Source organism: Roseiflexus castenholzii DSM 13941, assembly GCF_000017805.1.
GTDB classification, from domain to species: domain Bacteria; phylum Chloroflexota; class Chloroflexia; order Chloroflexales; family Roseiflexaceae; genus Roseiflexus; species Roseiflexus castenholzii.
Window position 1 is genome coordinate 4,229,457 of record NC_009767.1, and the last position, 23,573, is coordinate 4,253,029.

Consider the following 23,573-nt stretch of genomic DNA (forward strand, 5'->3'; position numbering starts at 1 on the left):
GAACGTGAAAAACAGTAGAATACCGCGTCGAAGCGCGAGCGTCTGGAGGGGTCACACATTGTGTCGCAATCGTTGGGGCATGTAACGGTCGCTGCACCCGTCCTGCTGGCACTGGTGCGCGCTGCTCTCCGCGAAACGCCTGGCGTTGTTCGCCTGGCTCATGCTCCATCTGTTCAGGGCGAAACGCCGGTATTCGCCGGTCCTGGGGCAGCAATTGCAATCGGCGCAACCGGCGTGCATGTCACCTGCGCTATCGTTGTAGCACGGGGGGCGCGCCTGGCACAGGTTGCGGCAACGGCGCAGGCAGCGGTCGCAACAGCATTGCGTGAACTTGCCGGTGTGGACGTTGCCGCCGTCGATGTCTCGATTGCAGATGTGGCTGCGATAGAAAAGACGCGCGACCATGGCTAGTCTGCGGCACCGAGTGCGCGCAATTGCGCTCCAAATTCTGTTTGAACTCGATGCAACCGACCATCCGCCGGATCAGGTAGTGGGGCGGCGCCTCGAGGAAGAGCAGCTGCCGCCAGAAGGTGAGCGTTTTTTGCGACGATTGGTGTTCGGTGCATGGGAACATGCGGCGCACCTCGACCGGATTATCGAGGAGGCTGCGCCGAACTGGCCCGTCAGCCAGATGCCGGGAGTGGATAAGGCTATTCTGCGGATCGCCCTCTTCGAGGCTCTGATCGACAAAGAGGAAAAGACACCGCTGAAGGCGATCATCAACGAGGCGGTCGAACTTGCCAAGCAGTATGGCAGCGATAATTCGAGCCGCTTTGTCAACGGCGTTCTCGGCACAGTCGTCAGTCGCTACCGCGAGCGGAGCAAAGGGTAGCGTGCGTTCATCAAGCGTTCGTTCATCAAGGCTGTTGAAAGGAGTATGTGCATGCCCTCGCCCGAAATGGAGGCTCGGCTCAAACAGATTGTTGCAGAGCAACTCGGAGTCGACGAAAGTAAAATCGTGCCAACTGCACGGTTCACCGAAGATCTCAATGCCGACTCGCTCGATCTGGTCGAGATGATCATGGAACTCGAGGAGGCGTTTGGCGTCGAGATTCCCGATGAGGATGCCGAGAAAATCATTACGGTGCAGGACGCGCTGAACTATATCGAACAAAAGTTACAGGCGGCCTGAAACATGATGGTTGTGCGTCGCGCCACAGCGGGCCGCCCTTCGTCCAGTCCTGAGGTCTGGTCTGGCAGTTGGGGGTCTGCTGTGGCGCGCTTGTGTGTTTGAGACGGCGCTAGAGGCGGGAAATCAGGCAATGGAACTGTTAGGAGTCGGTCCAGGCGAAATCCTGCTGATCCTGGTGATTATGCTGCTGGTCTTCGGTCCTGAGCGTCTGCCCGAATTTGCACGCCAGGCGGGGCGCTTCGTTGTGCGGGTGCGCGACTGGATTCAGCGTTCGCCCGATGCTGCGATGGTGTTGCGCGCGCGTGCGGAACTCGAAAGCGAACTTCAGGCGATTCGCGCCGAACTGACGCGCGAGGTCGAGAGTGTCCGCCAGGACTTGCAAAGTGTGCGATCCGACCTGGCGGACGCCGGGAAGTTGATCGAGCAGTCGGCGCAGGAGGCTGCCAGCGCCTCGACGATTGATCTGCCTGATGGGACGGGCAAAGAAATACCGTCGCTGAATCCGCCAACACCTGCAACGCCCGGTCAATCGCCCGCAACAGTGTCGCCGGGCGCCGACAATGCCGCCGTGCCTGTGGTTCCGCATGCAGACAGTATGGCCGCCCCGGTGGTTCAGCATGCGGATGGCATGGCGACACCGGTTGTTCCGGCAGGAGATGGCGCCGCGATGCCAGAGTTTGAGGTCGATCCGGGTCCAATCGGCGCGCGCCGCGCGCGGATTGCTGAGGTCTCAGCAGCACAGACGCCTGCTGAACCTTCCCGCACACCAGTCATTGCCGGCGGCGAAACGGTCGCGCGCGGCGCGCGCAGTGAGCCGGTCCCATCACGAACTCGCGTCGTTGCTGAGGACTCGCCGTTTGCGGCTGATATGGCGCGCATTGATGATCTGAGCCGCCAGGTCTCGATGATTGCCGAAGAACTTGCCCGCCTGCGCGTAACCCTGTTGCAACGCATGGCGGAAGAAAAACGACGCCGGGATCACGTCGATGCCATAGCCAATGAAACGCTGGCGCCCCTCAATGGGACTGATAGCGCCGCATCGCTGTCCAATGGTGCGGCATCGGATAGCGACCTTGCGCCCGCCGACGATGCGCAGGCAGACTTGCGCCGTGTCGAGTCGTCATCCTGAGAGTGGCAACCGATGGAATTTACATCGACACAACTGATCGTTGTCGTCAGCGTTCTCACCGCCCTCATCTTGCTGCCGCTGGTCGTGATTCTGTTGGTGCGCCTCTTCATCAAAGACGAAGCCCCCACCGACGGTGAAGAGGTTGTGTCGAATCTGACCGAGTTCAACAGCATTGGCGATGTCTGGCGCGCATTCGTGCCTCACCTGGTCGAACTGCGTGATCGAATGGTCAAGGCGCTGATCGCCGTCGCCATCGGTACGATGATTGGGTTCTGGATTGTTAATAGTCCGATCCTGCTCGGCGATCCCTTGCCCGTTTTTCTGGTGCGCCATCTCGCGCCTCCCGGAACGCAGTTGCAGGGTATCGATACCGGCGAGGTGTTCTTCGCCTATATGCGCATGGCGCTGGTGGTCGGCATCACACTGGCGATGCCGTTCGTGTTGTATCAGATTGTGGCATTTTTTCTGCCAGGGTTGCTGCCGAACGAAAAGCGTATCTTGTTTATTGCGCTGCCGTTCGTCACCGAATTGTTCATCGCCGGCGTGGCATTCGGCTGGTTCTTTACTGTTCCGGCTGCGCTCGGCTTCCTGCTGGGGTTCGGCGTCGATGGAACGACGATTATCACCCAACCGCGCGTCGATAGTTTTATCGGGACGGTTGCGACACTGCTCCTCTGGAACGGGCTGATCTTTCAATTGCCTGCGATTGTGTACGTCCTGGCGCGGCTTGGCGTTGTGACTGCGGCGCGCCTGGCAGCGACACGTCGGTATGCGATTGTGATTATCTTCATTATCGCTGCCTTCATTACCCCTACCGGCGACCCCTACAATCTGTTGTTGCTTGCAATCCCCATGTATCTGTTGTACGAACTGGGCATCATTCTGGCGCGTTTCGTTCCCAAACGCCATACCGACGAGGGACAGGCGACGGCGGCGTCGACGGGGTAAGGTTCCCCTTTGCAGGTGACAGTCGCCAGAGGAGAGCGCATGGCATCCGCCGAATCTCCGCAGATCGATGAGGTGGTCGCTGCGGTGCTGGCGGCGCCGAAGTATCGTATGATCGCTCCGTCGCTGGTGCGCACACTCGCCATGCGCGAACTCGCCGCGCGCAGAAACGTTAAGGCGGCGATTAAGGCGACAAAGAACAAACTGCATCAGATTGTTGGCGCGTATGTCGAGCAGCGGATCGACGTCGCCGACTGGGTGCGGCAATTGCAGGCGCACGAGGTTCCCTCCCCTACAACCGTCTCGGAAGACGCGCTCATTCAGGCGGCGCTGGCAAACTCGCATGGCGCTCATCTTGGGGCGTCGTTCATCCGCGCCTCGCTCGATCTGATGGCGCGCCATGCATCAACTCGTGAACGTCTGCCGATTGTGCATCGTTTTTATGCCGAAATCCTCGCCGATCTCCCCCCTATCCGGTCTGTCCTCGACGTCGGGTGCGGGCTGAACCCGCTCGCCATCCCCTGGATGCCGCTTGCGCCTGATGTCGTCTACCACGCCAGCGACATTGATCGTACCATTGTCGCGTTCATCGCGCAGTACCTGGCGCTCGCCGGCATTGCCGGCAGCGTCGAGGTGCGCGATCAGGCGGCTCATCCCGGTGGTCCGCCGGTCGATCTGGCGCTGGCGCTGAAACTATTGCCGGTGTTGGAACAGATCGAGCGCGGCGTTGCGGCGCGCGTGCTCGATGCGCTCGATGCGCCATTCGTGCTGGTGTCGTATCCCGTTCAGACGCTTGGCGGTCGTCGGAAAGGTATGGGGGCAACCTATGAGCGACAGATGGAAGCGCTCGTCACCGAGCGGGAATGGGAGGTGCAACGATTCGTCTTTCCCGGTGAACTTGCCTTCTTGATCAGGAAAGGAAGCAGGCAATCATGACGTCACTGCAAAAAGCAACCACGAAGGTTACAAAGGAAATGCTCTTCATTTTTATTCCCTTCGTGCGCTTCGTGTCCTTTGTGGTTAAGCCTTCTTGCAGTGGACTCAATCATAGTGGACTCAATTCGTCTTTCCCGGTGAACTTGCCTTCTTGATCAGGAAAGGAAGCAGGCAATCATGACGTCACTGCAAAAAGCAACCACGAAGGTCACAAAGGAAATGCTTTTCATTTTTATTCCCTTCGTGCGCTTCGTGTCCTTTGTGGTTAAGCCTTCTTGCAGTGGACTCAATCATGGAACTCATCGGCGTCATTCTACTGATTGTTGCGGGCATCTGCCTGTGGGTCTGGCGCCGGCGACAGGCAGTGCTGACAACCATTGAATCGACCGAGACGTACAGCACCGCACTGCTGGAAGACATCTACCGGCGAGTGGCAACGGCAGTTCCTGGCGCTCAGTGCCGCTCAGGAGCATGGTGAGCGGGGGACGCCGATTGACACGGATCGCAACGAACTTGTACGGCCAGGATTCGCAGGAGTTTTCGGCTCTGAGTTCCTGGTTCCCGGCGCTCGATGCCCGGTGCTCAGTTCTCCCCCGCAGCCGGGAAGGTTCCCGCTGAAGAAGGGGTATTCCTACCCTGTCGCCTGATCGTGGACTGCGGTACCATACGAATGCGTGAAGAATAACGCAATCCGATCAGCAACGGGGGGATCCTGCATATGGGCAAGAATGTCATAAAACTGTTTGCGTTAATGGCGGCGTTGACCGCTCTGTTTCTGGTGATCGGCAATGCGCTGGGCGGAACATTCGGACTGATCATCGCGGTCGTGCTTGCGGCAGTGATGAATCTGGGCGCATACTGGTTCTCCGACAGCATCGTGTTGCGGATGGCCGGCGCGCGTGAAGTGAGCCGTGAGGAAGCGCCGTGGTTCTATCAGATCGTCGAGCAGCAGATTGTTCGCGCCGGGCTGCCGATGCCGAAACTGTACATCATCGACGAAGATATTCCGAACGCCTTCGCTACCGGTCGCAGCCCAAGCAAAGGGGTTGTGGCGGTGACCACCGGCATCAGCCGCCTGCTGACCAAAGACGAACTGGCAGGGGTGATTGCCCACGAGCTGGCACACATCAAAAACCGCGATACACTCATCTCGGCGGTCACAGCAACCATTGCCGGCGCTATCGCAGGCATTGCCGATATGTGGATGTGGAGCCAGATTTTCAGTATGTTTGGCGGCAGCGACGATGAGGAAGGAGGCAACCCGATCGGCGAGTTGCTGCTGGTAATCGTCGCACCGATTGCCGCAACCCTGATTCAGCTTGGCATCTCACGGGCGCGGGAGTTTCAGGCGGACGAACTTGGCGCACGAATCCTGGGCGATCCATTGCCGCTGGCAAGCGCACTGGAGAAGATCGAATGGGCGGCGCAGCGCGGTTTTATGCAGATGAACCCGGCGACGGCTTCGCTCTACATTGTGAATCCGCTGAGCGGCGCAGGCGGGATGATGCGCTGGTTCAGCACCCACCCGCCGACTGAGGAACGCATCGCGCGCCTGCGGGCAATGGCGCGTCAGGGCAGTGGGCGCGGCGCACTGGCGGCATAGACGTATCGAGAAACCTCTTCGAGCAGCGCAGGCGGCCCGTCGGTCGCCTGTCTTTTTTGCGCTAGAATAAGGGTCAGGGGTTGCACGGTCATGGTTGATACCGAGTTGGAACATCGGGCTGTCGAGTCGCCGACGATGTACTGGCAGGTGTTGTTGCGCCTGCGCTGGTTGCTCGGCGGCGCTATTGGTCTGGCGTTCGCCGTCGGGCGCGTGATCGAATCGTTGTGGTTCGATCCCGCTGTTCCGATCATGCGCGTCATCGGCGATGTGGCTGCCTGGGGAGTGCTCGGCGGTCTCGCAGTCTGGTTGACGCTGACATGGGTGAGCCGCCAGGAGCAACGGTACCAGGCAGGGTTGGAGCAGGCGCTGCGCGATCAGCAGCGCGCTTACAGTCAACTGGCGCTGCTTAGCGAGGTCAACCGGCGAATTGTCGACTCGGCGACGCTTGACGACATTCTTGATGCAGCGCTTACCTTTCCGCAGCGACTGGTTCCGGCGCGCGCCACCGCCGTCATGCTGCTCGACGCGACGGGAATAGTCGAGACGCGGGCGCATGGAGCGCCTGCCGATGAGATTGCCCGTCTGCGCGAGACATTCGGCATCGCTCATCGGATGGAGATGGCGCGCCATCCGCAGATGATCGAACGCGCCGATGGCGCCAGCGTTTGCCTGGCGCTGCCGCTCCATGACGGGATGGCGTTGCTGGGATGGATCGAATTGTACCTGGAGCGACCGGCGCCGATTGCGCAAGACGAACTGGCGTTGCTGGAGACGATTGCCAATGAGATCGCCGAGGCGATTGCAAGTGCGCGGCGCCGGTCGCGCGAAGAGCGGGCGATTTATCAACTGGAGCGCGCCATTGCCGAAGAGCGCGCCCGCATTGCGCGTGATATTCACGACGGAATCGCTCAGAGCCTGGCGTTTATTCGTATGCGCATCGATCTCTGGAATGAATGGATCGAAAGCGATCCACAGCGCCTGCGCTCTGAGTTGATGGCGCTGAAAACCACGTTGCGTGAGCAGATTCGTGAACTGCGGCGGGCGATTTTTGCGTTGCGCCCGGTGCAGTTCGACGAACTCGGCTTCGTCGGCGGATTGCGGCGCTATATCGTTGAGTTCGCCGGTCAGCATAGCTGGGATATTCACGTCGATCTGTCAGGAACGCCATCCACCATCTCACCGGAGGTCGAAGCGGTTGCGTTCCGTGTTGTGCAAGAGGCGCTGACCAATGTCGCCAAACACGCGGCGGCGACGCGGGTCGAGGTCGTGCTCGATCAGGTGGACGAGGGGTTGCAACTCGTCGTCCGCGACAATGGGCAAGGATTCGATCCGGGGACGCTCCCCGAAGCGCCAGGGCATGTTGGTCTGCGTCAGATGCGCGAGCGCCTGGCGGCGTTGCGTGGACAGTTGACAATCCTGTCGCGTCCGGGCGCAGGGACGGAGGTGCGCGCCTGGATTCCGCTGCTGTCGGTTGAACGTTGAACATTGGACGCCGGGTTTGTCCGACGATACCGCTACCGAGACGCAGAGGACGCAAAAGTGGAAGATTGAAGGGGTGCACCCCTGGACCCGCATACCGAGGACACCTATGAGTACCATGCCTATCCGTATTCTGCTGGCCGATGATCATCGCATGTTCCGCCAGGGACTGCGCGAACTGCTTGAGCGCAAAGGCGGGTTCATCATCGTTGGCGAGGCGTCAACCGGGCGCGAGGTGCTGGCGCAGGCGGCAGCGCTGCGCCCGGACATCGTGCTGCTCGATATTCAGATGCCGGAGATCGATGGCGTCGCTGTCGCGCGGCAACTGGCGCAGACGCACCCGGATGTCAAGGTCATTATGCTGACAATGTATCGCCAGGATCAGCATCTGTTCGAGGCGATCAAAGCCGGGGCGCGCGCCTATCTGCTGAAGGACGCCGACGCCGACGAATTGATTGATGTGATCGAACGGGTGCATCGCGGCGAAGCGGCGCTTGATCCGACCGTCACGCTGCGGGTATTCGATGAGTTTCGCCGGTTGAGCATCGATCAGGACGCCGAACAACTGACAGAGCGTGAGCGCGATATTCTCACACTCCTGGCTGAAGGGCATGACAATCGCACGATTGCGCAACGCCTGTTTCTGTCGGAGAAGACCGTTGGCAACCGCCTGAGCGAGATTTTCCAGAAACTCGGCGTCAGCAACCGTACCCAGGCTGCGCTGGTGGCGGTACAGCGTGGATTGATTGCACCACCCAAACCGGACTCGACCGAATAGGCGCAGCCTGCCACAAAGCGCTAGATACCGTAGACAGCACGGGTTATCGCAAAGTAGAGCGGCAATCCCAGCGTCAGGTTGAATGGGAAGGTGATAACCAGCGCAGCGGTCAAATAGTAGCCGGGATTGGCTTGCGGCAACGCGATACGCACGGCAGCAGGCGCCGCAATATACGACGCACTGGCTGCCAGCACGCCCAGGATCATGCCGCCGCCCGGCGACAATCCTGCGAGGTTGCCAAGTACGATGCCGATGATGCCGTGCAGGATGGGAATGACAATCCCAAACCCGATCAGGAATCGTCCGGCTTTTGCAACGTCGCGGAACTGGCGCGCAGCGACCATGCCCATTTCGAGCAGAAAGAACGTCAGTGCGCCTTTGAATGGATCGACGAACAGCGGCGCTACTTGGGCAAACCCTTCTTTGCCGGCCGCCGCGCCGATCACCAGACCGCCAAACAGTAACAGGATGCTCTTACCGGTCAGCACTTCGTGCAGCACGCTGCGCCACGATCCTACCTGCCCCAGACGCATACGGGCGATCACCAGCGCAACAATGATGCCAGGAATTTCCATCACGGCGACCAGCGCCGGCACGAACCCTTCATATGGCATCGGAATACTTTCCAGGAAGGTCAGGCTGGCGCTGAACGTCACCGCCGAGACCGAGCCGTAGTGCGCAGCAATGGCGGCTGAGTCGGCGACGCTGAATTTTCCCAATTTGTGCAGGATGGCATAGCACCAGACGGGAATAGCAGCGCCAAAGAGGAGGGCGACGAGTATCGGCGCCCATAGTTGAGCAATGGGTGTTGCCGATAGTTCTGCCCCGCCTTTCAACCCGATCGCCAGCAGCAGGTAGATCGAAAGAGCGGTGTACAATGCATCGGGAAAATGGAGATCGCTTCGCACAAGAGTCGCAACAATTCCGAGCAGGAATGCCAGTGCCATCGGTGAGAGCAGGTTGAGACGTATCAGTTCCAGGAAGTTCATCGTAGCGTTTCCTGTCAGTAACCTGAATCGCTGCGCGTTCCGGCATCCACAGCGACAGTGCACAGGTTTGGGCGTCACCACCCATTATAGCGACAAAGGATACGCGATCAGTTCATCAATGCCAATGCATAGGATTGATGCATTACACGAACCGCTCACACCAGTGCTCACTGCCATCCTTGCAACCCTTCCGCCCCTTGCAGGTCCGTTGCTCGATGTCGGCTGCGGCGCAGGCGCCAAAATCCCATTGCTCCGTGCGAAGATGAATCACACAGCACCGCTCATCGGTCTGGATTGCGACCTGCCGGCGTTGCAGGAAGCCGTAATGGCCGACAGATTGCTGGCGGTTGCCGGAGATGCGCATGCGCTGCCGCTGCGCACCGCATCCTGTGGCGCGGCAGTGTGCAGTGCTGTGCTGGGATTGCTGCGCGATCAACGCACAGCACTGCGCGAACTACGGCGCGTAGTGCGTCCAGGGGGATGGATTCTGATAGTGACCGCAACGACGGCATGGACTCCCTGGTCCGCTCAGATGCGCAGTTGGGTTACGAGGCTCTGTGAGCGGGTTGAGATGCCTGGATCGCTGTTGTTTGCGACGCCTGAACCGGCCGCTGATCTTGCTGCGTTGCTGCGAGAAAGCGGTTGGAGCGAGGTGCGCACCGGTGCATTTGCGATAGAAGCAGGTAGCGATGCTCCGCCAGTGCTGCCGTTGCTGACGCGAGAGGTGGTGGAGCGCCATTTGACGCCTGTAGAAGTGCAGGAGTACGACACGGTTGTTGCAGACGCCGGGATTGAACTGCTCCCGTTGATCCTGGCGGCGACAGGGACATGAACGGACGCCTCACCGGTGGAGATTTTCGCAGCAAGCCCGCGGCTGGCATCATCCGGTGGAGAAGGAGGAGAGCAACAAACCTGTCAGGACGCAGACGCACGCATCATCCCATCCATCTGTATGCGTCTTCCGTCTGTGTGGGTTCGCATCCTATGACGAACCATACGGAGAGCAGGGTTTGCCTTTGCGTGTGATGACCGTCCAGACAGCTATCGGTTCCGTTCTGCCGTCTGCTCTGCCTTGCCATTGCCACGATACGGCAGGGGCGGCAACGTCGCGGCAGCCTGGCGCCACGCCTGGATACCCCAAATGATCAGGGTGGTCGCTGCTGCTTCATCAAGGTTGCCGACAACCGGCAAAGCATCGGGAATCAATTCGAGAACGCCAGCAGTCGGGTTGATCAGATAGACGACGCCAAGCGCCAGTGCGCCAAATGCAATCAGACGACGCTGCCAGGGTCGGTTCATGGAGAGCGCTCCTTGAACGAAACTGCGTTTCTACTGCCGAACAGACGTTAAAAAATCTTGAAAAGTTGCATGAATGGAACACGGATTCGCACGGATGCGACGGATTTGCGCCGATCTGGCAGGAGGCGCTCCATTCGTGCAATCCCTTTCGATCCGCACATATCCGTGCACCCTCAGGCGCCACGCCAACCAGCGCGTCCACCTCTTGCCGCGCTACGACGGCGCCTGTTGCGCCAGTTATGCGCATCGTTTCACCGGCGCGTGGTATACTGCCATCTATGCCTGCGCATCTCAACGCTTTAGCTACCCGTCACGGGGTGTTGCCATTACCCGCCTTTCTGCCGGATGCCACCTTCGGTACGGTGCGCGCTGCCGATGCTGACGATGTGCGCACTGCCGGAGTGCGTGCGCTGGTGATGAATACGTTCCACCTCATGCAAAAGCCAGGGTCATCGACGGTTCAGGCGCTTGGCGGATTGCATGCCATGACTGGCTGGAATGGTCCGATCATGACCGATTCAGGCGGTTTTCAGGCATATTCGCTGATCCGCCGGAACGCGAAGCAAGGGCGAATCACCGACCAGGGAATCGTGTTTCAGCCGGAAGGCGCCGGGCGCAAGTTTCAACTGACGCCGGAGAAGTGTATTCAACTCCAACTGGCATACGGCGCCGATATTGTTGTCTGTCTCGACGATTGCACTCACGTGGACGATTCGCTCGCCGAGCAACACGCTTCGGTGCGGCGCACTATTCGCTGGGCGTTGCGGTGCAAACAGGAGTTCGCCCGCCAACTGGCGATGCGCCGCCTCGATGATGAACGACCGCTCCTGTTCGCCGTGGTGCAGGGGGGTGGTATTCCCGAATTACGGCGCGAATGTGCTGAGGCGCTGCTGGAGATTGGTTTCGACGGATACGGCTACGGCGGTTGGCCCCTCGATACGCAGGGAACCCTGCTGACCGAGATGCTGGCGCTGACGCGCGAACTGATCCCACTGCACCTGCCGCTTCACGCGCTTGGCGTTGGGCATCCAGAGTATGTGGCAACGTGTGCGCGCATGGGGTACCGGCTCTTTGACAGCGCTCTGCCGACACGCGATGCGCGCCACGGGCGGCTCTACGCCTTCACCGCCGATCCGCGCGATCCGGGGTTTCGCCTGGCAGACCGATGGTTCCACTATGTCTACGTGGAGGACGACCGGTATATCAAAGCGGACACGCCAATCTCGCCGGGGTGCGATTGTTACACCTGCACCCGCTACTCCCTCGGCTATCTGCACCATCTGCAAGCCATCGGCGAAACCCTCTTCTACCGCCTGGCAACGATCCACAATCTCCGGTTCATGAGCACGCTGATGGGGCTGATCGCGGCTGAGACGACTGTCGCCTCTGCCAGTTGACGCCGTGGTGTGGACCAACGGTGGCGCTGGCGCTCATCGGTCATGGCGCCGACCGCCAGGACGGCGATCATCGGTGCTGCGCCGATCCGCTGGTGAGGTGACCGTACCCGCGCCAACAGACGCCGCGATAGACCCCGGCACGAGTGGCGCTGGCGGAGATCCGGGCGTGTATGGTTCGGCGGCAGCTATGTCGACCAACGCTGAATCGTCGGTCTGAGTGTGTGCAGGGCGCTGCCGCGCCTTCGTCCTGGCGCATGCGGACTCCGAACCGTTCTCGCCAGCGCGGGACTTTGTGCGCTCAGCGCGGACATGAATGCCCGCGCGGCGCACGAAGCCCTGAGGTCGCACCTGCGCGCCGGGCGCTAACCCTCCGAATAATGGTCACCTGCGTCTGCGGAGTGCGAACGACAGGACACCAATGATCACCCCCAGCAGAACAACCGCGCTCCCTGTCCAGAAAAGAGCATTGGCGACCGCCGCGTGGAACGCATAGCGCGCCGCCAGGTCGGGTGGCGGGTCCTGGTAGGGAATTCCGGCAAAGGCGAGGTTGTAAATGAAACTGATGATCAGAACTATTCCAGCGCCGATCAGAAGCAGATACCAGCACGATTTCACAGTGTGATCCTCCTGGCATGTTCCGTTCCGTCAACAGAACACACCAATAAATAAGGCACAACGCATAAAAAAACGAAGATGTGCTCACGTCTTTCCTTCCTGGGGCGCAACGTGAGGGATATAAAAAGGCATTTTTGCGCTCAAATCAGACGATAATTACAAACTTTTCATTATTAATCGCCCTTGATGGTGCAATAACTTCTTTTTCACCTCTGCTTGAATGCTGCTTAAGCCATTCTGATTATTCTTCTATTGAGCCTGACGTTGAAATCTGCGCGTGTGAACGTGTCTGGCAGTCCTGGATCTCCGGACTGTTCACGAGCGAGCCGGAGCGCAGATGGCGTCTGCGCCGTCGGTATGTTTGTTCGATCACTGCGTCTCTACCTCAGCATTCGCGGCGTATTTCCCAGGGTCTTCCGGCGCTTTTCGTGCCGCAGCCCGATTGCGGCTGCTGGCTGGTTCACTGCGTAGTTGCATCACTGGCTCGCAGAGTTGAGACAATAAACAGCAGAGAGAGGAGTACAACGCAATGTTCGGAGGAAAACGCACGCTCGGTCTGATCGGCACAATCGCGCTGCTGATCGCAACGGTTTCTGCGGTAGCAGCAGGTACGGAGATTCCTGAACTGCGGGGTTCATCACGCACGGGCAACGTCATCTTTATCCATCCCGACGGCTCTGGCATCAACCATTGGGCTGCCGCTCGCATCTACTGGTACGGTCCCGATGCGCTGAGCCCCTGGGATACGCTGCCCGAGATGGCTGCCTATCGGGGTCACATGGCAGACATCCTGACCGGCACCTCGAATGGTGGCGCGACCACGCACGCTTTCGGTTACAAGGTCGAAGGGCTTGGCTCATTCGGCAAAGACGGCGATGGTGATGCCGCACGCAGCATTCTGGCGCTTTCCAGCTATCCGGGCAGCATCATGCGCGAGGCGATCAACCATGGTCACCCGGTGGCACTCGTGAACGACGGCGATATCGCCGAGCCGGGCACAGCCGCCTTTGTCTCTGAAGTTGGCAACCGCAACCTCGACAATGAGATCGTTCGCCAGATCCTCGATGGTCGTCCGGGCTTCGAAGGTGAGCAGCCGCCGCACATCATTCTGGCTGGCGGTGAGCGGTTCTTTCTGCCGGCTGGTACGCCGCAGTGCGCTCCAGAGGCTGTCACTCTCGACTGCTATGTGCACCGTGACCCGATCACCGGCGCTGGTCCAAGCCGCGAGGACGGGCGCAACCTGCTCAGGGAGTTCGAGGCGAAGGGATATGTGATTGTGCGCACCCGCGCCGAGTTCGAGGCACTGCGCGAGCGGGTGAATAGCGATCGCCGCTACGCGCCTAATGTGCTCGGACTGTTTGCTGCTGACGACATTTTCAATGATGTGCCCGAGGAACGCCTGATCAGCGCAGGTCTGGTCGATCCTTCCATCGACGTCAACGACAAGCGCACGAACCTGATCCTCTTCGGCAGCCAACCCGGTACACTGGGGTATAACCCGCCAACTGCCGCTGAGATGACCGATCTCGCACTGACGATTATCCAGCGTTGCGCGCGGCAGGCTGGCAAGCCGTTTATGATGGTGGTTGAAACGGAGAGCGTGGACAACTTCGGCAACAACGACAACGCCATTGGCACGCTCACCGGTCTGAAGCACGCCAATGATGTCATCGAGGCGGCGCAGCGGTTCCAGCAGCGCAATCGCAATACGCTGATCCTGACCGCCGCCGACAGCGACGCTGGCGGTATGCAGGTCGGTGCATGGAATCCGAACCAGAATGTGGCGGGGTATAACAACAACCCAACCGGAGTGAGTGCGCAAAATGTGTCCTCGCCGCTCGATGGTCGCTATGGACGCAACTCACCGCCGTTCCTGAGCGAGCCCGATGCCTATGGCAAGCGGATGGCATTCGCGGTTAGCTGGGTGGGCACGCCTGACGTGTCGGGCGGCATTCTCTCGCGCGCTCAGGGGTTGAACTCTGCTGAATTGCGGCGCACGTTTCGCGGTCGTTTCGATAACACCGATGTGTACCGCCTGATGTACCTGACCCTCTTCGGCACGGCGCTGCCGTCGTCGATCGGTCAAACGGCGCCGAACCGGTAGTCGGCGACAGTCGCCTCAGTCTACCGAGCCGTCGGCGCACCTGTACAGGCGCCGGCGGCTCCGCAGCGTTTGCACCAACCGCTCAGATGACGGTTACTTATGGCTGTGAACGCGCCAGCGCGCCAGTGCTGGCGCGTCTGCACCGGTTACACCACCTGCCCGGATGATGGTCACCCGACCTGCGCGTCAACAGCCTCGATTGACGCGCCAATCGCACTCAGGGCGCGTTGAAAATCCTCCTCTGCCGCCACGATCCGCTGCTCCGCCACTTCTCTGGACGATCCCGTTGTTGAAAGCGTCACGCGAAACTTCACATCGGAACCAAACCGCTGTGCTCGGGACTTCAGATAGACATCGGGATGCTTCTCGGAGATCGCTTGCAGCACAGGCGCCAGAACCGATTCATCTTTGCAGTTCACTATTGCCAGTTTTTCGAGGAATGCGCTCTCGCCAAAGAGCTGTTGCAGCACCGGCTGGAGCGCGCCTTCGAATATCCCCTTCAGTTCCGCAGGCACACCGGGCAGACAGACAACGGTGGATGTGTCTGTCTCCAGGAGAACGCCGGGCGCCGCACCAACCGGATTTTCGAGCGGGGCTGCGCCTGCTGGCACATGCGCCATCTTTTCGCGCACAGGGGTGATGGTCGGATCGTCCACCGCGCCATCGCGCGCAAATTGCTCGTACTGCCGCCGCACGATGGCCAGCGCCTCTGGATGAAGAGCCAGAGGACGATGGAGGGCGGCTGCAACCGCCGCGACTGTCACATCGTCCTGGGTCGGTCCCATGCCGCCGATGGTGATGACAAGTCTGGCGGAACGTTCCAGACACGAGCGAATCTCGCGGACAATCGCGTCCATGTCATCGCGCACGATGACGGCACGTTCGACGCGCCCTCCCAGCGCCGTGATCCGCCGACAGATCCAGTTGGTGTTGGTGTCCAGCACATCGCCCTGGAGCAACTCATTGCCAGTTACCACTATCTCGACAGGGATCATGGTATTTTCCGAAACCTCCCCACCTCTGTTGATGTGCGCGTCGGTAGAACACGTCCCTTTCTACCCGTAACGTTTTGCCGGTTCCTGCGTTTCTGGATTGTACATCAGCGATACAACACTTGTGACTGGAGGAGTATCAATGGTTCTCATCGAGGTGATTGGTCACGCTACAGCAGCGTCTGCGTTTCTTTCCTGACAGGGTTCGTCATTATGCGCCGCCGGAAACTGACGCGCACACTGTCCCGGAATGCGACCATTGACCATCGGGCGACTCGTATTGTGAGCAGCGCTGTGGCATTGATCCATGCATATCATGCCATTGACAGCGCCTTGTTTGGGAATGCATGGAATCTGGCTGTGATCTTCTGGCTGCCATACTCGTTTCTGCTCAGCCTCGTCATAGCGCGCGCTATCTATCTCGAACTGCGGCGCACCGAGCAGCGCTGGAACAAACCCGATCGCGTCGGCATCGGCGCATCAGTCGTTGCTTCGCCGCAAGACAGAGCCACGCAACGGCGCGAAACCCTGCCACACGCGCAAACAATGACGCTCCTGCCAACAAAAAATCGGAGACGTGGATGGCGTATGCCCGGCATCTGGCGCTACGTTTCCCGGCACAGGTGAGCGAGGCGCTGAAGATGATTGCGGCGACGGTTCGACGCCACGGAGGCCGTCTGCCCGCGAGCGCGTTCGAACGACTCGCGCGGAAGATGATTGCGGCGACGGTTCGACGCCACGGAGGCAGAGTATGAGATGTCTGGTGATCGTCCTGGCGCTGATGACCATGCTCCTCCCACTCTGGCTGCCGGAGGCACGGGCATGCCCCGATACTATTGAACCATCACCTGCCGTCACCGCAACGCCCGCCTCAACGACGTTGCCGGTCCGCGCCGTGAGTCTCGATCTCTCCGATCTGGCACTGCCACGGGACCGTCTCGAGCGACTCGAACAGCGTATGCGGGATGCTGGCGTCAATATGGTCGGTCTCAGCGCCGGTCGCCTCGACTGGACCGGGTTTCGCTGGAGCGGCAAGGAAGAACGCTGGTCTGCCGGGGTGCGCGAGAGCGGACGCGACCTGCTGGCGAATGCGACGCAACGCTTTGGGCGTTGGGCGCACGTGTCGGCGATTGTCGATGTCTTTGCGCCGCGTTATCTGCAAACGCGACCGACGCAGCGCGCACTGGACGCCGCAGGTCACCCCATTCCCTACCAGGCAAGTACGCATGCGCTGGTCAATGGCTCGTTCGGTGACGAGCTGATCGCCATGATCGACTATATTGCCCGTCACTATGAAGTCGATTCCATTACCCTGACCGAGTTGTTCTACTATCAGGAAGGGTACGGCGCCGACGATCTGGCGTTGTACCGGGAGCACAGCGGACGACGCGACTGGCCCCGTACTCCCCGTGGATCGATTAACATCTCGATCATCCCACCATTGGCGCATGGCGTTCGGCGATGCTCGCCCGATTCGCTGAACGCGCAGCGCATGTTGCGCATACGCACGGCAAACAACTCTTTGTGGACGTTCGGGTTCATGCGGACGCGCCACAGCATGAGGGGCGGCGTAGCGGGCACGATTATGCGCTCCTTTTGCAGCATGCCGACCGGTTAGTGCTCTGGAATTATTTCGGCTTGAATGGAACATCGCCGGAATACACCCGCGATATTGCGCAGTATGTGCAGCGATACAGCGCCGACCGGATCATTATCTCCTATGGTTTGTGGGCGGACCGCAACGCTGTGGTGAGCGCCACAGACCTGCAACGCGCCATGATCGCCGGGAAGGAGGGCAATCTGCCGCACGCCTGGATTACACCGGTCAGGCTCATGAATGACGATCACTGGCAGGCGATCACATCCGTGTGGCGTACTGCGGTGCAGCGCCGGCCTACGGCTACACCACTACGATCAGCGCCAGATCGTTGACGTTGGTTTGCGTAGGACCCGGTTTCAGAAGGTCGTCGAGCGCAGCGAAGAACGGATAACTGTCGTTGCGCGCCAGCGCTGCGGCTGCATCGATTCCCAGCGCCGCAGCACGCCGGATCGTCGTATCGCTGACGACGGCGCCGGCTGCATCAGTCGGTCCATCACCGCCATCAGTCGCCAGGGTGACCAGCAGCGCACCAGGGATGCCGGCGAGATCGGCGGCTGCGGCAAGCGCCAGTTCCTGATTGCGCCCACCACGACCGTCGCCGCGCAGGGTGACAGTCGTTTCGCCGCCAGCGATCACGCATGCCGGTCGAGGGATGGGTTGATTGTGGGCGACAATCTCGCGCGCAATGGCAGCCAGCACACGCCCGACGACGCGCGCTTCGCCTTGCAGAAATGTCGTCAACAGCAGGGTATTGAACCCTTCGTTGCGCGCGGCTGCCAGCGCCGCTTCGGCTGCCAGGCGATTGCTGCCGATGATCAGGTTGTGGACCCGCGCCAGCGCCGGATCGCCCGGTTTGGGGGTCTCATCGATCTCACCGCGCGCGCCGCGCCGCAACCGCTCCAGAAGAGCAACCGGCGTCTGAGGAACCAGTTCGTACCGTTCGAGCACACCCAACGCATCGGCAAAGGTGGTCGGGTCGGCAACAGTGGGACCGGAGGCGATCACGTCGAGCGGATCGCCAACGACATCGGACAGGACGAGGGTGACGACGGCGGCCGGCGCTGCCAGGCGCGCAAGCCCGCCGCCTTTCAGCGTGTCGAGGTGACGACGCAAGGTATTGATCTCATGAATCGACGCGCCACACGCTAGCAGCAACCCTGTCAGACGTTGCAGATCATCGAGGGTAATACCCGGTGCAGGGCGCGTCAGCAGCGCCGAACCGCCGCCAGAGATCAGTGCAAGCACCAGGTCGCGTTCGCCGGTGCGCTGCAACAGATCGGCGATGCGTTCGCCAGCGGCGACGCCGCGCGCATCAGGAATCGGATGCCCGGCTTCGATCACGTCGATCCGTGGTTGCAACACTGCCAGGCTTTCGGCAGCAACGTGCCCTTCCTTGACGACGACGACACCGCCGGTCACGCATTCGCCGAGAATACTGGCGGCAGCGGCAGCCATTGGCGCTCCCGCTTTGCCGGCGCCAACGATCCAGCAGCGGTCGAAGTCGCGGAGATGGTACACCCTGTCGCCGGCAATGAGGCGCTCGCCATCACGCCGCAGGAAGCGTCGCACCGCAGCGCCCGGCTCAACGGCGGCAACTGCCGCCGCAAGGATGCGCGTCACGGCAGCGCCGTGCGGAAGAGACCGGAGAGTTGCCGTCAGAAACAACGCCGGGTTCATACCACATCCACCAGCGCCTCAAAGCGATCAATATCTTTCCGAACAACCTCAAGGCTGGCACGCCAGAACGCAGGGGCGCGCAGATCAAATCCCAACCGCGCTGCCAGATCGAGAGGGCTTGCCAGCCCGGTCGAAGCCAGCAGGCCGTCGTAATGCGCCTGAAACGCTTCAGGCGCCCGTTGGTACTCGGCGTACAACCCCAATCCAAACAGCAACCCGAACATATAGGGATAGTTGTAGTAGGAGAATCCACTGCTGTAGTAGTGACCCTTGACAGCCCACATAAATGGATGCAAGGTCTGCTCATCGAGCACATCGCCATACGTCTGCTTTTGCGCATCGGTCATCATGGTACACAATTCCGCCACCGAGAGGTCGCGCGCGGCACGCTGCTCGAAGAGCGCCGTCTCAAAGAGGAAGCGCGAGGTAATATCGACCACCACCTGGCAAGCGCCACTGAGGAACGCCTCAAGAATTTCAAGCGTTTCATCGCGGGTTGCTTCTTGCAGAGCCGCATTGCGCACAATCGTCTCACAGAAAATGCTCGCCGTTTCTGCCAGAGTCATCGGCGTATCACGGTTGAGCATCGTCTGGTGCGCCAGGTTCAGATTGTGGTAGGCATGACCGAGTTCGTGCGCCAGGGTGAACATGCTATCCGCCGTCGAGTCGTGGTTCACCAGGATACGCGACTCATCACGTCGGAGCGACATGCAGAAAGCACCGCCAACTTTTCCGGCACGTGGTTCGGCATCGATCCAGCGCTCACGAAACGCTCGCGCCGCAAACTCCCCCATACGAGGCGAGTAGCGCGCAAATTGGGCGACGATAAATGCCTCAGCATCGCTGAACTGCCAGCTGCGTCCGCCGCCGCCGACCGGCGCGAACAGGTCGTACCAGGCGAGACGTTCGACGCCGAGCAGCCGTGCTTTGGCGCGCAGGTAGCGCCGAAAATCGGGGAAGAACTCGCGCGAGGCATGCATCATTGCATCGAGCGTGGCGCGGTCGATTCCATTGTCGAACAGCGATGCGTCGAGGGGTGTTGCCCAGCACCGCCGGCGACCGAGCGCAAGCACCTGTCCTTTGATACTGTTGAGCGCCGCCGCGATGGGCAGTGCAGCGCGTTCCCAGGCGGCAAGTTCCGCTTCATGCGCATGGCGACGCACCTCGCGGCTGGGGTCGCGCGCCAGGTTGCGCACCTGACTCATCGGCAGTTCGACTACCTGCCCATCGCGCTCAATCGGGACCATCATCTGCGACGTCAGATTCTGGTACAGGCGCGTCCAGGCAATCCCGCCCGACAGATCGAGTTCTGCGGCAAGTTCCTCTTCCGCCGGCGACATCAGGTGACGGGCTTCTTCAACGGCACGTCGCACCAGATACGCATGATCGCGCGCAACCGCCGAGCGCTGAATCAGCGTCTCAGCATCCAGTCCGCCGATCCATGCCGTCAACCGTTTCGACAGTTTCGTTAGTTTGACGCTGTCCTGCATCAATAGGCTGAGCGCCGCCTGCGCCCGATCATCGCGCGAATCCGTTGCAACGAAACTGTAGACATAGGCGCGCAGCGTGGTAAAGCGTTCCAGCAGATCGTTCAACGCTGCAATGACGGTATCGAATGCCGCCAGCGCAGTATTATCCGTTGCCTGATCGTCGCGCCGATCAATGCCCAGTCGATCAAACAGCGCGGTCATATCATCGAATGCCTGGCGTACTGCAACAAGGTCGCGGTTGAATTCTGGCGCATCGAGCGCGGGGTAGACGACGGTCATATCCCAGTGGGGAAGAGTTTCGCTTACGGAGGCGGTCATAGATCGTTCCTCGGCATTCAACATACATCAGGTCAGGGAATGTACCGGGTATGGTACCGCATGATGAGCAAAAGAGCGAATCGTCGCCATCTGGAGAGCGGGGAGTGGGGGGTTAATACCAATGACGATTGAAGATGCCGCATGCGTGTCATTCCGAGCCCTTCGCTTCGCTCAGGGTAAACGCAGCGAGGAATCTGCGCGGGTCGCGCACGACCCCTCGCGCTGCTCGGGGTGACCATGCCGGATGGTCACAGGTCATTGGTATAAGTCTCATCAACGACGGAACAGGTTCCGCAAGCGCCAAAGCGCACATCCTGCCATCTCAGGATAGTGCGCGTACAGGCACAATGCTCGTCCTCCGAGGAAAAGCATGAACAGGCGCCGAGATCAAACCCATCAGCAGGTGATGGTTGCGCCGCAGGCATGTTCGATATACCGCAGGCGGCGGAACTTTTGAAAGAACGCCAGACTCTGCGGCGTGATCGGAGCGGGCGTCGATTGCACGGCGGCGACAATCTGCTGCGTCGCCTGGTTCAGACAGGCATTCAGTTGATCAACAGGCGCACCCTGCGCGCGGAGGCGACGAAACTCAGGTTCCCACGGCACACTGCACATATCGCGTGCAACGACCCCGATCACATCCGGGACGACGGCATTATGGCGCAACCAATCCAACCCAAGACAGAACGTGACCGATGCACACGGCGCCCGTTCGATCGCCAGTTTCAACAGTTCGGCTTCGTGACCAATGGCGAGGGTCAGCAAGGCAATATCATCGGGTTGCAGCGCATCAGCGCCGCGCAGCGGAACCTGAAGCAATTCTGCCAGCGCGCGAGCCAGCGGTTCAGCCAGGCGATCAATCGGAACGATACACGTCAGACGCCAGCGTTGCAATCTGGCAAGGCGGGTGAGGCGATGGAGGCTGATGGCAATGTCGGGGTAGGTAAAGTGGAAATCAGCAAATTCCTCTGTTCTGTTTCCGTCGTCGTGGGTCGAGCCAAGATAGGCAACACCCTGTTCAGCATAGAAACGCTCTCTGAGCGAATGGACCACGCCAATTTCACGGTGGCGTTCGACTGCCTGAAGATACATTCGGATGCGAAGCCGATCAATGTCGTGTGTAGCGTGACGGAGAGCGACGTGAAACGCCGTCTCTGCATCATCGTATGCGCCCAGTCGCAAATGGCAGCGACCAATCAGCAGGTGGAGGCTACTGTCGTTTGGATAGCGCTGCTGCGTCATCTGAAGATGGTAGAGCGCCGCATAATCATCACCGTGCAGAAAGTGCGCCAGCCCGAGTTGATAATGCACCGCAGGGTCTTCGGCATCAAAGATCAGACAGTGGAGCAGCGCATTGATGGCCTCGTCGTATCTGCCAAGTTCGATAAGGATGCTACCGATGTTGAAGTATGCCAGAAACCCGCCTTCCAGATTGGCAACGATGCGAAACTCTTCCGCTGCCTTTGCCAGCAGACCATGCCGATGGTAGTAATTGCCAAGGGCATCATGCGCCTCTGCGAGATGCGGGTTATGCTCTAACGCGCGCCGATATTCTTCGACCGCCTCTTCGACGCGGTTCGCTTGTTCAAGCACCAGGCCACGCTGAAAGTGTACAATCGCCTCGTCATAGTGCGGCTCGCCGAGCATCGCCGGTTCTCCTTCAGTTGGGCCGCGGGCGGGTGAATGTTCTCATCAATTTCTCAGAATTATAGCATATGAGAACCGGCTTGCGGGGATTAAGAACTGCGAACCCGGGGTTAGGGGGGTAAGGGTTAAGTTCATTGATCTCATGACCCCCGACCCCTGATCTCTATTCCTCCTGCTTGATGTCGCTCAACCGCACCGTCTTCTGCACGCCGAACTTGATCGTCTTCTGCCCTTCGCTGGAAAGTTTGCCGGTCTGTTGCAGATGCTGAATCTCACGCTCCATCGTCTGCGCAAGTTCGACTTCGCCCTGGTTGAGCAACCGGGTCACGGCGCTTTGCAGCTTCTGGGTCGCTCCCGCGACATCGCCGGCAGCGAGGTCCTGCAAGGCGCGCGTCTGCAACTTGAAGGCGCTGACTTTCTCGACGATATTCATCACATTCGGATTCACCTGCGCAGCAAGCCCGGCATCAGTCGTAAAGGAAAGCATGATGTCGGCGCGACTCTTCTCACCGTGCAGATTCAGCAGCGGAATATCATAACTTACCTCGACCTGAGCGATGCGATACTCACCGGATGGTCGCGGCTCGACCAGCACTTCGACAAGCAGGGTGCGTCCGCTCCCGGTTTCCAGTTCACCAAGCGGCACACTGACGTCGCGATCAGAAATGGGGCGGTAACCGAGGTTGGTGATAAGCGGGTAGACCTGCCACACGGCGCGCGGCAATACTCCCTGCACAAATCGTAGCGTCACGTTCGCATTCTGCACCGTCGTCGCCTGCGCGCGCTGGATGGTATTCTGGAAGTAATCGACGATCTTTTCTGGACGATCAATATAGTCTGCCGTTCCTCCCGAACGATTCGCCATCTCGATCAACAGATCCTCGTTCCAGTCCTTGCCGACGCCAAGCGCCGTGATCGGCACGTTGCGCCGTCCGGCATCCTCGGCGCGTCGCAGACAGTCGGACTCGCTCTCGGTCTGACCGTCAGTGAGCAGGATGAGGCGACGCACCATGTGCGACGGTCCTTTATCGATCTCGCGCAGACCTGCCTCGATAGCCGGCGCAATCCGGGTTCCGCCGCTATCGCGCACACGATTGACGCGATCAGCCAGTTCTGCGGGTTTGGCGACCGGCGTGGCAGGGATCAGGACCTCGGTGCGATGATCGAAGATCACGACCGAGACGACATCCTGTGCGTCGAGCATCTCAATTGCGCGAATCGTCGCGCGTCGCACCCGGTCGATCTTTTCGCCCTTCATCGAGCCGCTCCGATCAATGACAAAACAGACATTGACCGGCGCTCGCACTTGTGTCATGATCTGACCAGGCGTGACTTCGATCAGCAGATACGCAACCTGCGGCATCGTCGCTGCCGTCAGATACGGACGCGCCAGCGATGCGCGAATGGCAACCTCGCCTGCCATAGACTACTCCTTTGACGACG

The 23,573-nt window shown here is 60.0% G+C and carries 24 protein-coding genes; 16 read left to right on the forward strand and 8 right to left on the reverse strand.

Annotated features, from left to right (window positions below; genetic code table 11):
* Positions 1-60 precede the first annotated feature (60 nt).
* From RCAS_RS16790 to RCAS_RS16835, 10 genes are all read left to right on the forward strand, one after another.
* A complete protein-coding gene (locus RCAS_RS16790; protein ID WP_012121730.1) occupies positions 61-411 on the forward strand; it encodes an Asp23/Gls24 family envelope stress response protein in 351 nt (116 codons plus the stop codon).
* Positions 404-832: a transcription antitermination factor NusB gene (gene nusB, locus RCAS_RS16795; RefSeq protein WP_012121731.1), complete on the forward strand. Its 429-nt coding sequence runs from the start codon at positions 404-406 to the stop codon at positions 830-832. Before RCAS_RS16790 ends, nusB begins: the two co-directional genes overlap by 8 nt.
* Before the next feature lie 51 nt (positions 833-883).
* Positions 884-1,132: an acyl carrier protein gene (acpP, locus tag RCAS_RS16800; RefSeq protein WP_012121732.1), complete on the forward strand. Its 249-nt coding sequence runs from the start codon at positions 884-886 to the stop codon at positions 1,130-1,132.
* Between the two features lie 130 nt (positions 1,133-1,262).
* A complete protein-coding gene (locus tag RCAS_RS16805) occupies positions 1,263-2,261 on the forward strand; it encodes a twin-arginine translocase TatA/TatE family subunit (protein WP_012121733.1) in 999 nt (332 codons plus the stop codon).
* A gap of 12 nt (positions 2,262-2,273) precedes the next feature.
* The gene (gene tatC, locus RCAS_RS16810) at positions 2,274-3,209 is read left to right on the forward strand and encodes a twin-arginine translocase subunit TatC (protein ID WP_012121734.1); all 936 of its coding nucleotides are present in this window, start codon (positions 2,274-2,276) and stop codon (positions 3,207-3,209) included.
* 39 nt (positions 3,210-3,248) lie between these two features.
* A complete protein-coding gene (locus RCAS_RS16815) occupies positions 3,249-4,142 on the forward strand; it encodes a 16S rRNA methyltransferase (RefSeq protein ID WP_012121735.1) in 894 nt (297 codons plus the stop codon).
* A 292-nt stretch (positions 4,143-4,434) separates the two neighbouring features.
* Positions 4,435-4,620 (forward strand): hypothetical protein, encoded by a 186-nt coding sequence (locus tag RCAS_RS16820; RefSeq protein WP_041330979.1) that lies wholly within the window; start codon positions 4,435-4,437, stop codon positions 4,618-4,620.
* 240 nt (positions 4,621-4,860) lie between these two features.
* Positions 4,861-5,745 (forward strand): zinc metalloprotease HtpX, encoded by an 885-nt coding sequence (locus RCAS_RS16825; RefSeq protein WP_012121736.1) that lies wholly within the window; start codon positions 4,861-4,863, stop codon positions 5,743-5,745.
* Between the two features lie 90 nt (positions 5,746-5,835).
* A complete protein-coding gene (locus RCAS_RS16830; RefSeq protein WP_012121737.1) occupies positions 5,836-7,227 on the forward strand; it encodes a sensor histidine kinase in 1,392 nt (463 codons plus the stop codon).
* 106 nt (positions 7,228-7,333) lie between these two features.
* Positions 7,334-8,002, forward strand: coding sequence for a response regulator (locus RCAS_RS16835; RefSeq protein WP_012121738.1), 669 nt, complete (start codon positions 7,334-7,336; stop codon positions 8,000-8,002).
* Positions 8,003-8,022: 20 nt separating this feature from the next.
* Here the strand turns inward: RCAS_RS16835 and RCAS_RS16840 are convergent, their stop codons facing one another.
* Positions 8,023-8,991 carry a sodium-dependent bicarbonate transport family permease gene (locus RCAS_RS16840; protein ID WP_012121739.1) on the reverse strand — a complete coding sequence of 323 codons (969 nt, stop codon included), beginning with the start codon at positions 8,989-8,991 and terminating at the stop codon, positions 8,023-8,025.
* A 124-nt stretch (positions 8,992-9,115) separates the two neighbouring features.
* On the opposite strand from RCAS_RS16840, the gene RCAS_RS16845 reads away from it, so the two are divergent.
* Complete coding sequence (locus tag RCAS_RS16845) at positions 9,116-9,823, forward strand: class I SAM-dependent methyltransferase (RefSeq protein WP_232280046.1); 708 nt, start codon at positions 9,116-9,118, stop codon at positions 9,821-9,823.
* Between the two features lie 209 nt (positions 9,824-10,032).
* Here the strand turns inward: RCAS_RS16845 and RCAS_RS16850 are convergent, their stop codons facing one another.
* A complete protein-coding gene (locus tag RCAS_RS16850; protein ID WP_012121741.1) occupies positions 10,033-10,290 on the reverse strand; it encodes a YkvA family protein in 258 nt (85 codons plus the stop codon).
* A gap of 278 nt (positions 10,291-10,568) precedes the next feature.
* Here RCAS_RS16850 and RCAS_RS16855 point away from each other — a divergent pair, with 278 nt between their 5' ends.
* Complete coding sequence (locus RCAS_RS16855) at positions 10,569-11,687, forward strand: tRNA-ribosyltransferase family protein (RefSeq protein WP_041332105.1); 1,119 nt, start codon at positions 10,569-10,571, stop codon at positions 11,685-11,687.
* Positions 11,688-12,068: 381 nt separating this feature from the next.
* Here RCAS_RS16855 and RCAS_RS16860 read toward each other — a convergent pair whose 3' ends face one another.
* On the reverse strand, positions 12,069-12,302 hold the full coding sequence (locus tag RCAS_RS16860; protein ID WP_012121743.1) for a hypothetical protein: 234 nt from the start codon (positions 12,300-12,302) through the stop codon (positions 12,069-12,071).
* 529 nt (positions 12,303-12,831) lie between these two features.
* On the opposite strand from RCAS_RS16860, the gene RCAS_RS16865 reads away from it, so the two are divergent.
* Complete coding sequence (locus RCAS_RS16865) at positions 12,832-14,406, forward strand: alkaline phosphatase (protein WP_012121744.1); 1,575 nt, start codon at positions 12,832-12,834, stop codon at positions 14,404-14,406.
* Between the two features lie 170 nt (positions 14,407-14,576).
* Here the strand turns inward: RCAS_RS16865 and RCAS_RS16870 are convergent, their stop codons facing one another.
* The gene (locus RCAS_RS16870) at positions 14,577-15,401 is read right to left on the reverse strand and encodes a competence/damage-inducible protein A (protein WP_012121745.1); all 825 of its coding nucleotides are present in this window, start codon (positions 15,399-15,401) and stop codon (positions 14,577-14,579) included.
* A gap of 210 nt (positions 15,402-15,611) precedes the next feature.
* Between RCAS_RS16870 and RCAS_RS16875 the strand changes: the two genes are divergently transcribed.
* The 3 genes from RCAS_RS16875 to RCAS_RS16885 all read left to right on the forward strand — a co-directional run bounded on the left by RCAS_RS16875 (position 15,612) and on the right by RCAS_RS16885 (position 17,330).
* The gene (locus RCAS_RS16875; RefSeq protein ID WP_012121746.1) at positions 15,612-16,025 is read left to right on the forward strand and encodes a hypothetical protein; all 414 of its coding nucleotides are present in this window, start codon (positions 15,612-15,614) and stop codon (positions 16,023-16,025) included.
* Positions 16,026-16,149: 124 nt separating this feature from the next.
* Complete coding sequence (locus RCAS_RS16880) at positions 16,150-17,016, forward strand: hypothetical protein (protein ID WP_041330981.1); 867 nt, start codon at positions 16,150-16,152, stop codon at positions 17,014-17,016.
* Positions 16,995-17,330, forward strand: a complete 336-nt coding sequence (locus RCAS_RS16885; RefSeq protein WP_157042683.1) for a hypothetical protein — start codon at positions 16,995-16,997, stop codon at positions 17,328-17,330. The genes RCAS_RS16880 and RCAS_RS16885 overlap by 22 nt, the downstream gene beginning before the upstream one ends.
* On the opposite strand, the gene RCAS_RS16890 is transcribed toward RCAS_RS16885, so the two are convergent.
* From RCAS_RS16890 to RCAS_RS16905, 4 genes are all read right to left on the reverse strand, one after another.
* Positions 17,299-18,675: a glycerate kinase type-2 family protein gene (locus RCAS_RS16890; protein ID WP_012121747.1), complete on the reverse strand. Its 1,377-nt coding sequence runs from the start codon at positions 18,673-18,675 to the stop codon at positions 17,299-17,301. The genes RCAS_RS16885 and RCAS_RS16890 overlap by 32 nt on opposite strands.
* Positions 18,672-20,483 (reverse strand): M3 family oligoendopeptidase, encoded by a 1,812-nt coding sequence (locus RCAS_RS16895; RefSeq protein WP_012121748.1) that lies wholly within the window; start codon positions 20,481-20,483, stop codon positions 18,672-18,674. The genes RCAS_RS16890 and RCAS_RS16895 overlap by 4 nt, the downstream gene beginning before the upstream one ends.
* A gap of 396 nt (positions 20,484-20,879) precedes the next feature.
* On the reverse strand, positions 20,880-22,130 hold the full coding sequence (locus RCAS_RS16900) for a tetratricopeptide repeat protein (RefSeq protein ID WP_012121749.1): 1,251 nt from the start codon (positions 22,128-22,130) through the stop codon (positions 20,880-20,882).
* 163 nt (positions 22,131-22,293) lie between these two features.
* Positions 22,294-23,553, reverse strand: coding sequence for a vWA domain-containing protein (locus tag RCAS_RS16905; RefSeq protein ID WP_012121750.1), 1,260 nt, complete (start codon positions 23,551-23,553; stop codon positions 22,294-22,296).
* Positions 23,554-23,573 lie beyond the last annotated feature (20 nt).

Coding starts and splice junctions, on each gene's coding strand:
- RCAS_RS16840 (WP_012121739.1), bottom strand. CDS start 8,991: ATGAACTTCCTGGAACTGATACGTCTCAACCTGCTCTCACCGATGGCA.
- RCAS_RS16875 (WP_012121746.1), top strand. CDS start 15,612: ATGCGCCGCCGGAAACTGACGCGCACACTGTCCCGGAATGCGACCATT.
- RCAS_RS16830 (WP_012121737.1), top strand. CDS start 5,836: ATGGTTGATACCGAGTTGGAACATCGGGCTGTCGAGTCGCCGACGATG.
- RCAS_RS16845 (WP_232280046.1), top strand. CDS start 9,116: ATGCATAGGATTGATGCATTACACGAACCGCTCACACCAGTGCTCACT.
- nusB (WP_012121731.1), top strand. CDS start 404: ATGGCTAGTCTGCGGCACCGAGTGCGCGCAATTGCGCTCCAAATTCTG.
- RCAS_RS16820 (WP_041330979.1), top strand. CDS start 4,435: ATGGAACTCATCGGCGTCATTCTACTGATTGTTGCGGGCATCTGCCTG.
- RCAS_RS16855 (WP_041332105.1), top strand. CDS start 10,569: ATGCCTGCGCATCTCAACGCTTTAGCTACCCGTCACGGGGTGTTGCCA.
- RCAS_RS16870 (WP_012121745.1), bottom strand. CDS start 15,401: ATGATCCCTGTCGAGATAGTGGTAACTGGCAATGAGTTGCTCCAGGGC.
- RCAS_RS16815 (WP_012121735.1), top strand. CDS start 3,249: ATGGCATCCGCCGAATCTCCGCAGATCGATGAGGTGGTCGCTGCGGTG.
- RCAS_RS16835 (WP_012121738.1), top strand. CDS start 7,334: ATGAGTACCATGCCTATCCGTATTCTGCTGGCCGATGATCATCGCATG.
- tatC (WP_012121734.1), top strand. CDS start 2,274: ATGGAATTTACATCGACACAACTGATCGTTGTCGTCAGCGTTCTCACC.
- RCAS_RS16900 (WP_012121749.1), bottom strand. CDS start 22,130: ATGCTCGGCGAGCCGCACTATGACGAGGCGATTGTACACTTTCAGCGT.
- RCAS_RS16850 (WP_012121741.1), bottom strand. CDS start 10,290: ATGAACCGACCCTGGCAGCGTCGTCTGATTGCATTTGGCGCACTGGCG.
- RCAS_RS16905 (WP_012121750.1), bottom strand. CDS start 23,553: ATGGCAGGCGAGGTTGCCATTCGCGCATCGCTGGCGCGTCCGTATCTG.
- acpP (WP_012121732.1), top strand. CDS start 884: ATGCCCTCGCCCGAAATGGAGGCTCGGCTCAAACAGATTGTTGCAGAG.
- RCAS_RS16890 (WP_012121747.1), bottom strand. CDS start 18,675: ATGAACCCGGCGTTGTTTCTGACGGCAACTCTCCGGTCTCTTCCGCAC.
- RCAS_RS16825 (WP_012121736.1), top strand. CDS start 4,861: ATGGGCAAGAATGTCATAAAACTGTTTGCGTTAATGGCGGCGTTGACC.
- RCAS_RS16805 (WP_012121733.1), top strand. CDS start 1,263: ATGGAACTGTTAGGAGTCGGTCCAGGCGAAATCCTGCTGATCCTGGTG.
- RCAS_RS16865 (WP_012121744.1), top strand. CDS start 12,832: ATGTTCGGAGGAAAACGCACGCTCGGTCTGATCGGCACAATCGCGCTG.
- RCAS_RS16880 (WP_041330981.1), top strand. CDS start 16,150: ATGAGATGTCTGGTGATCGTCCTGGCGCTGATGACCATGCTCCTCCCA.
- RCAS_RS16895 (WP_012121748.1), bottom strand. CDS start 20,483: ATGACCGCCTCCGTAAGCGAAACTCTTCCCCACTGGGATATGACCGTC.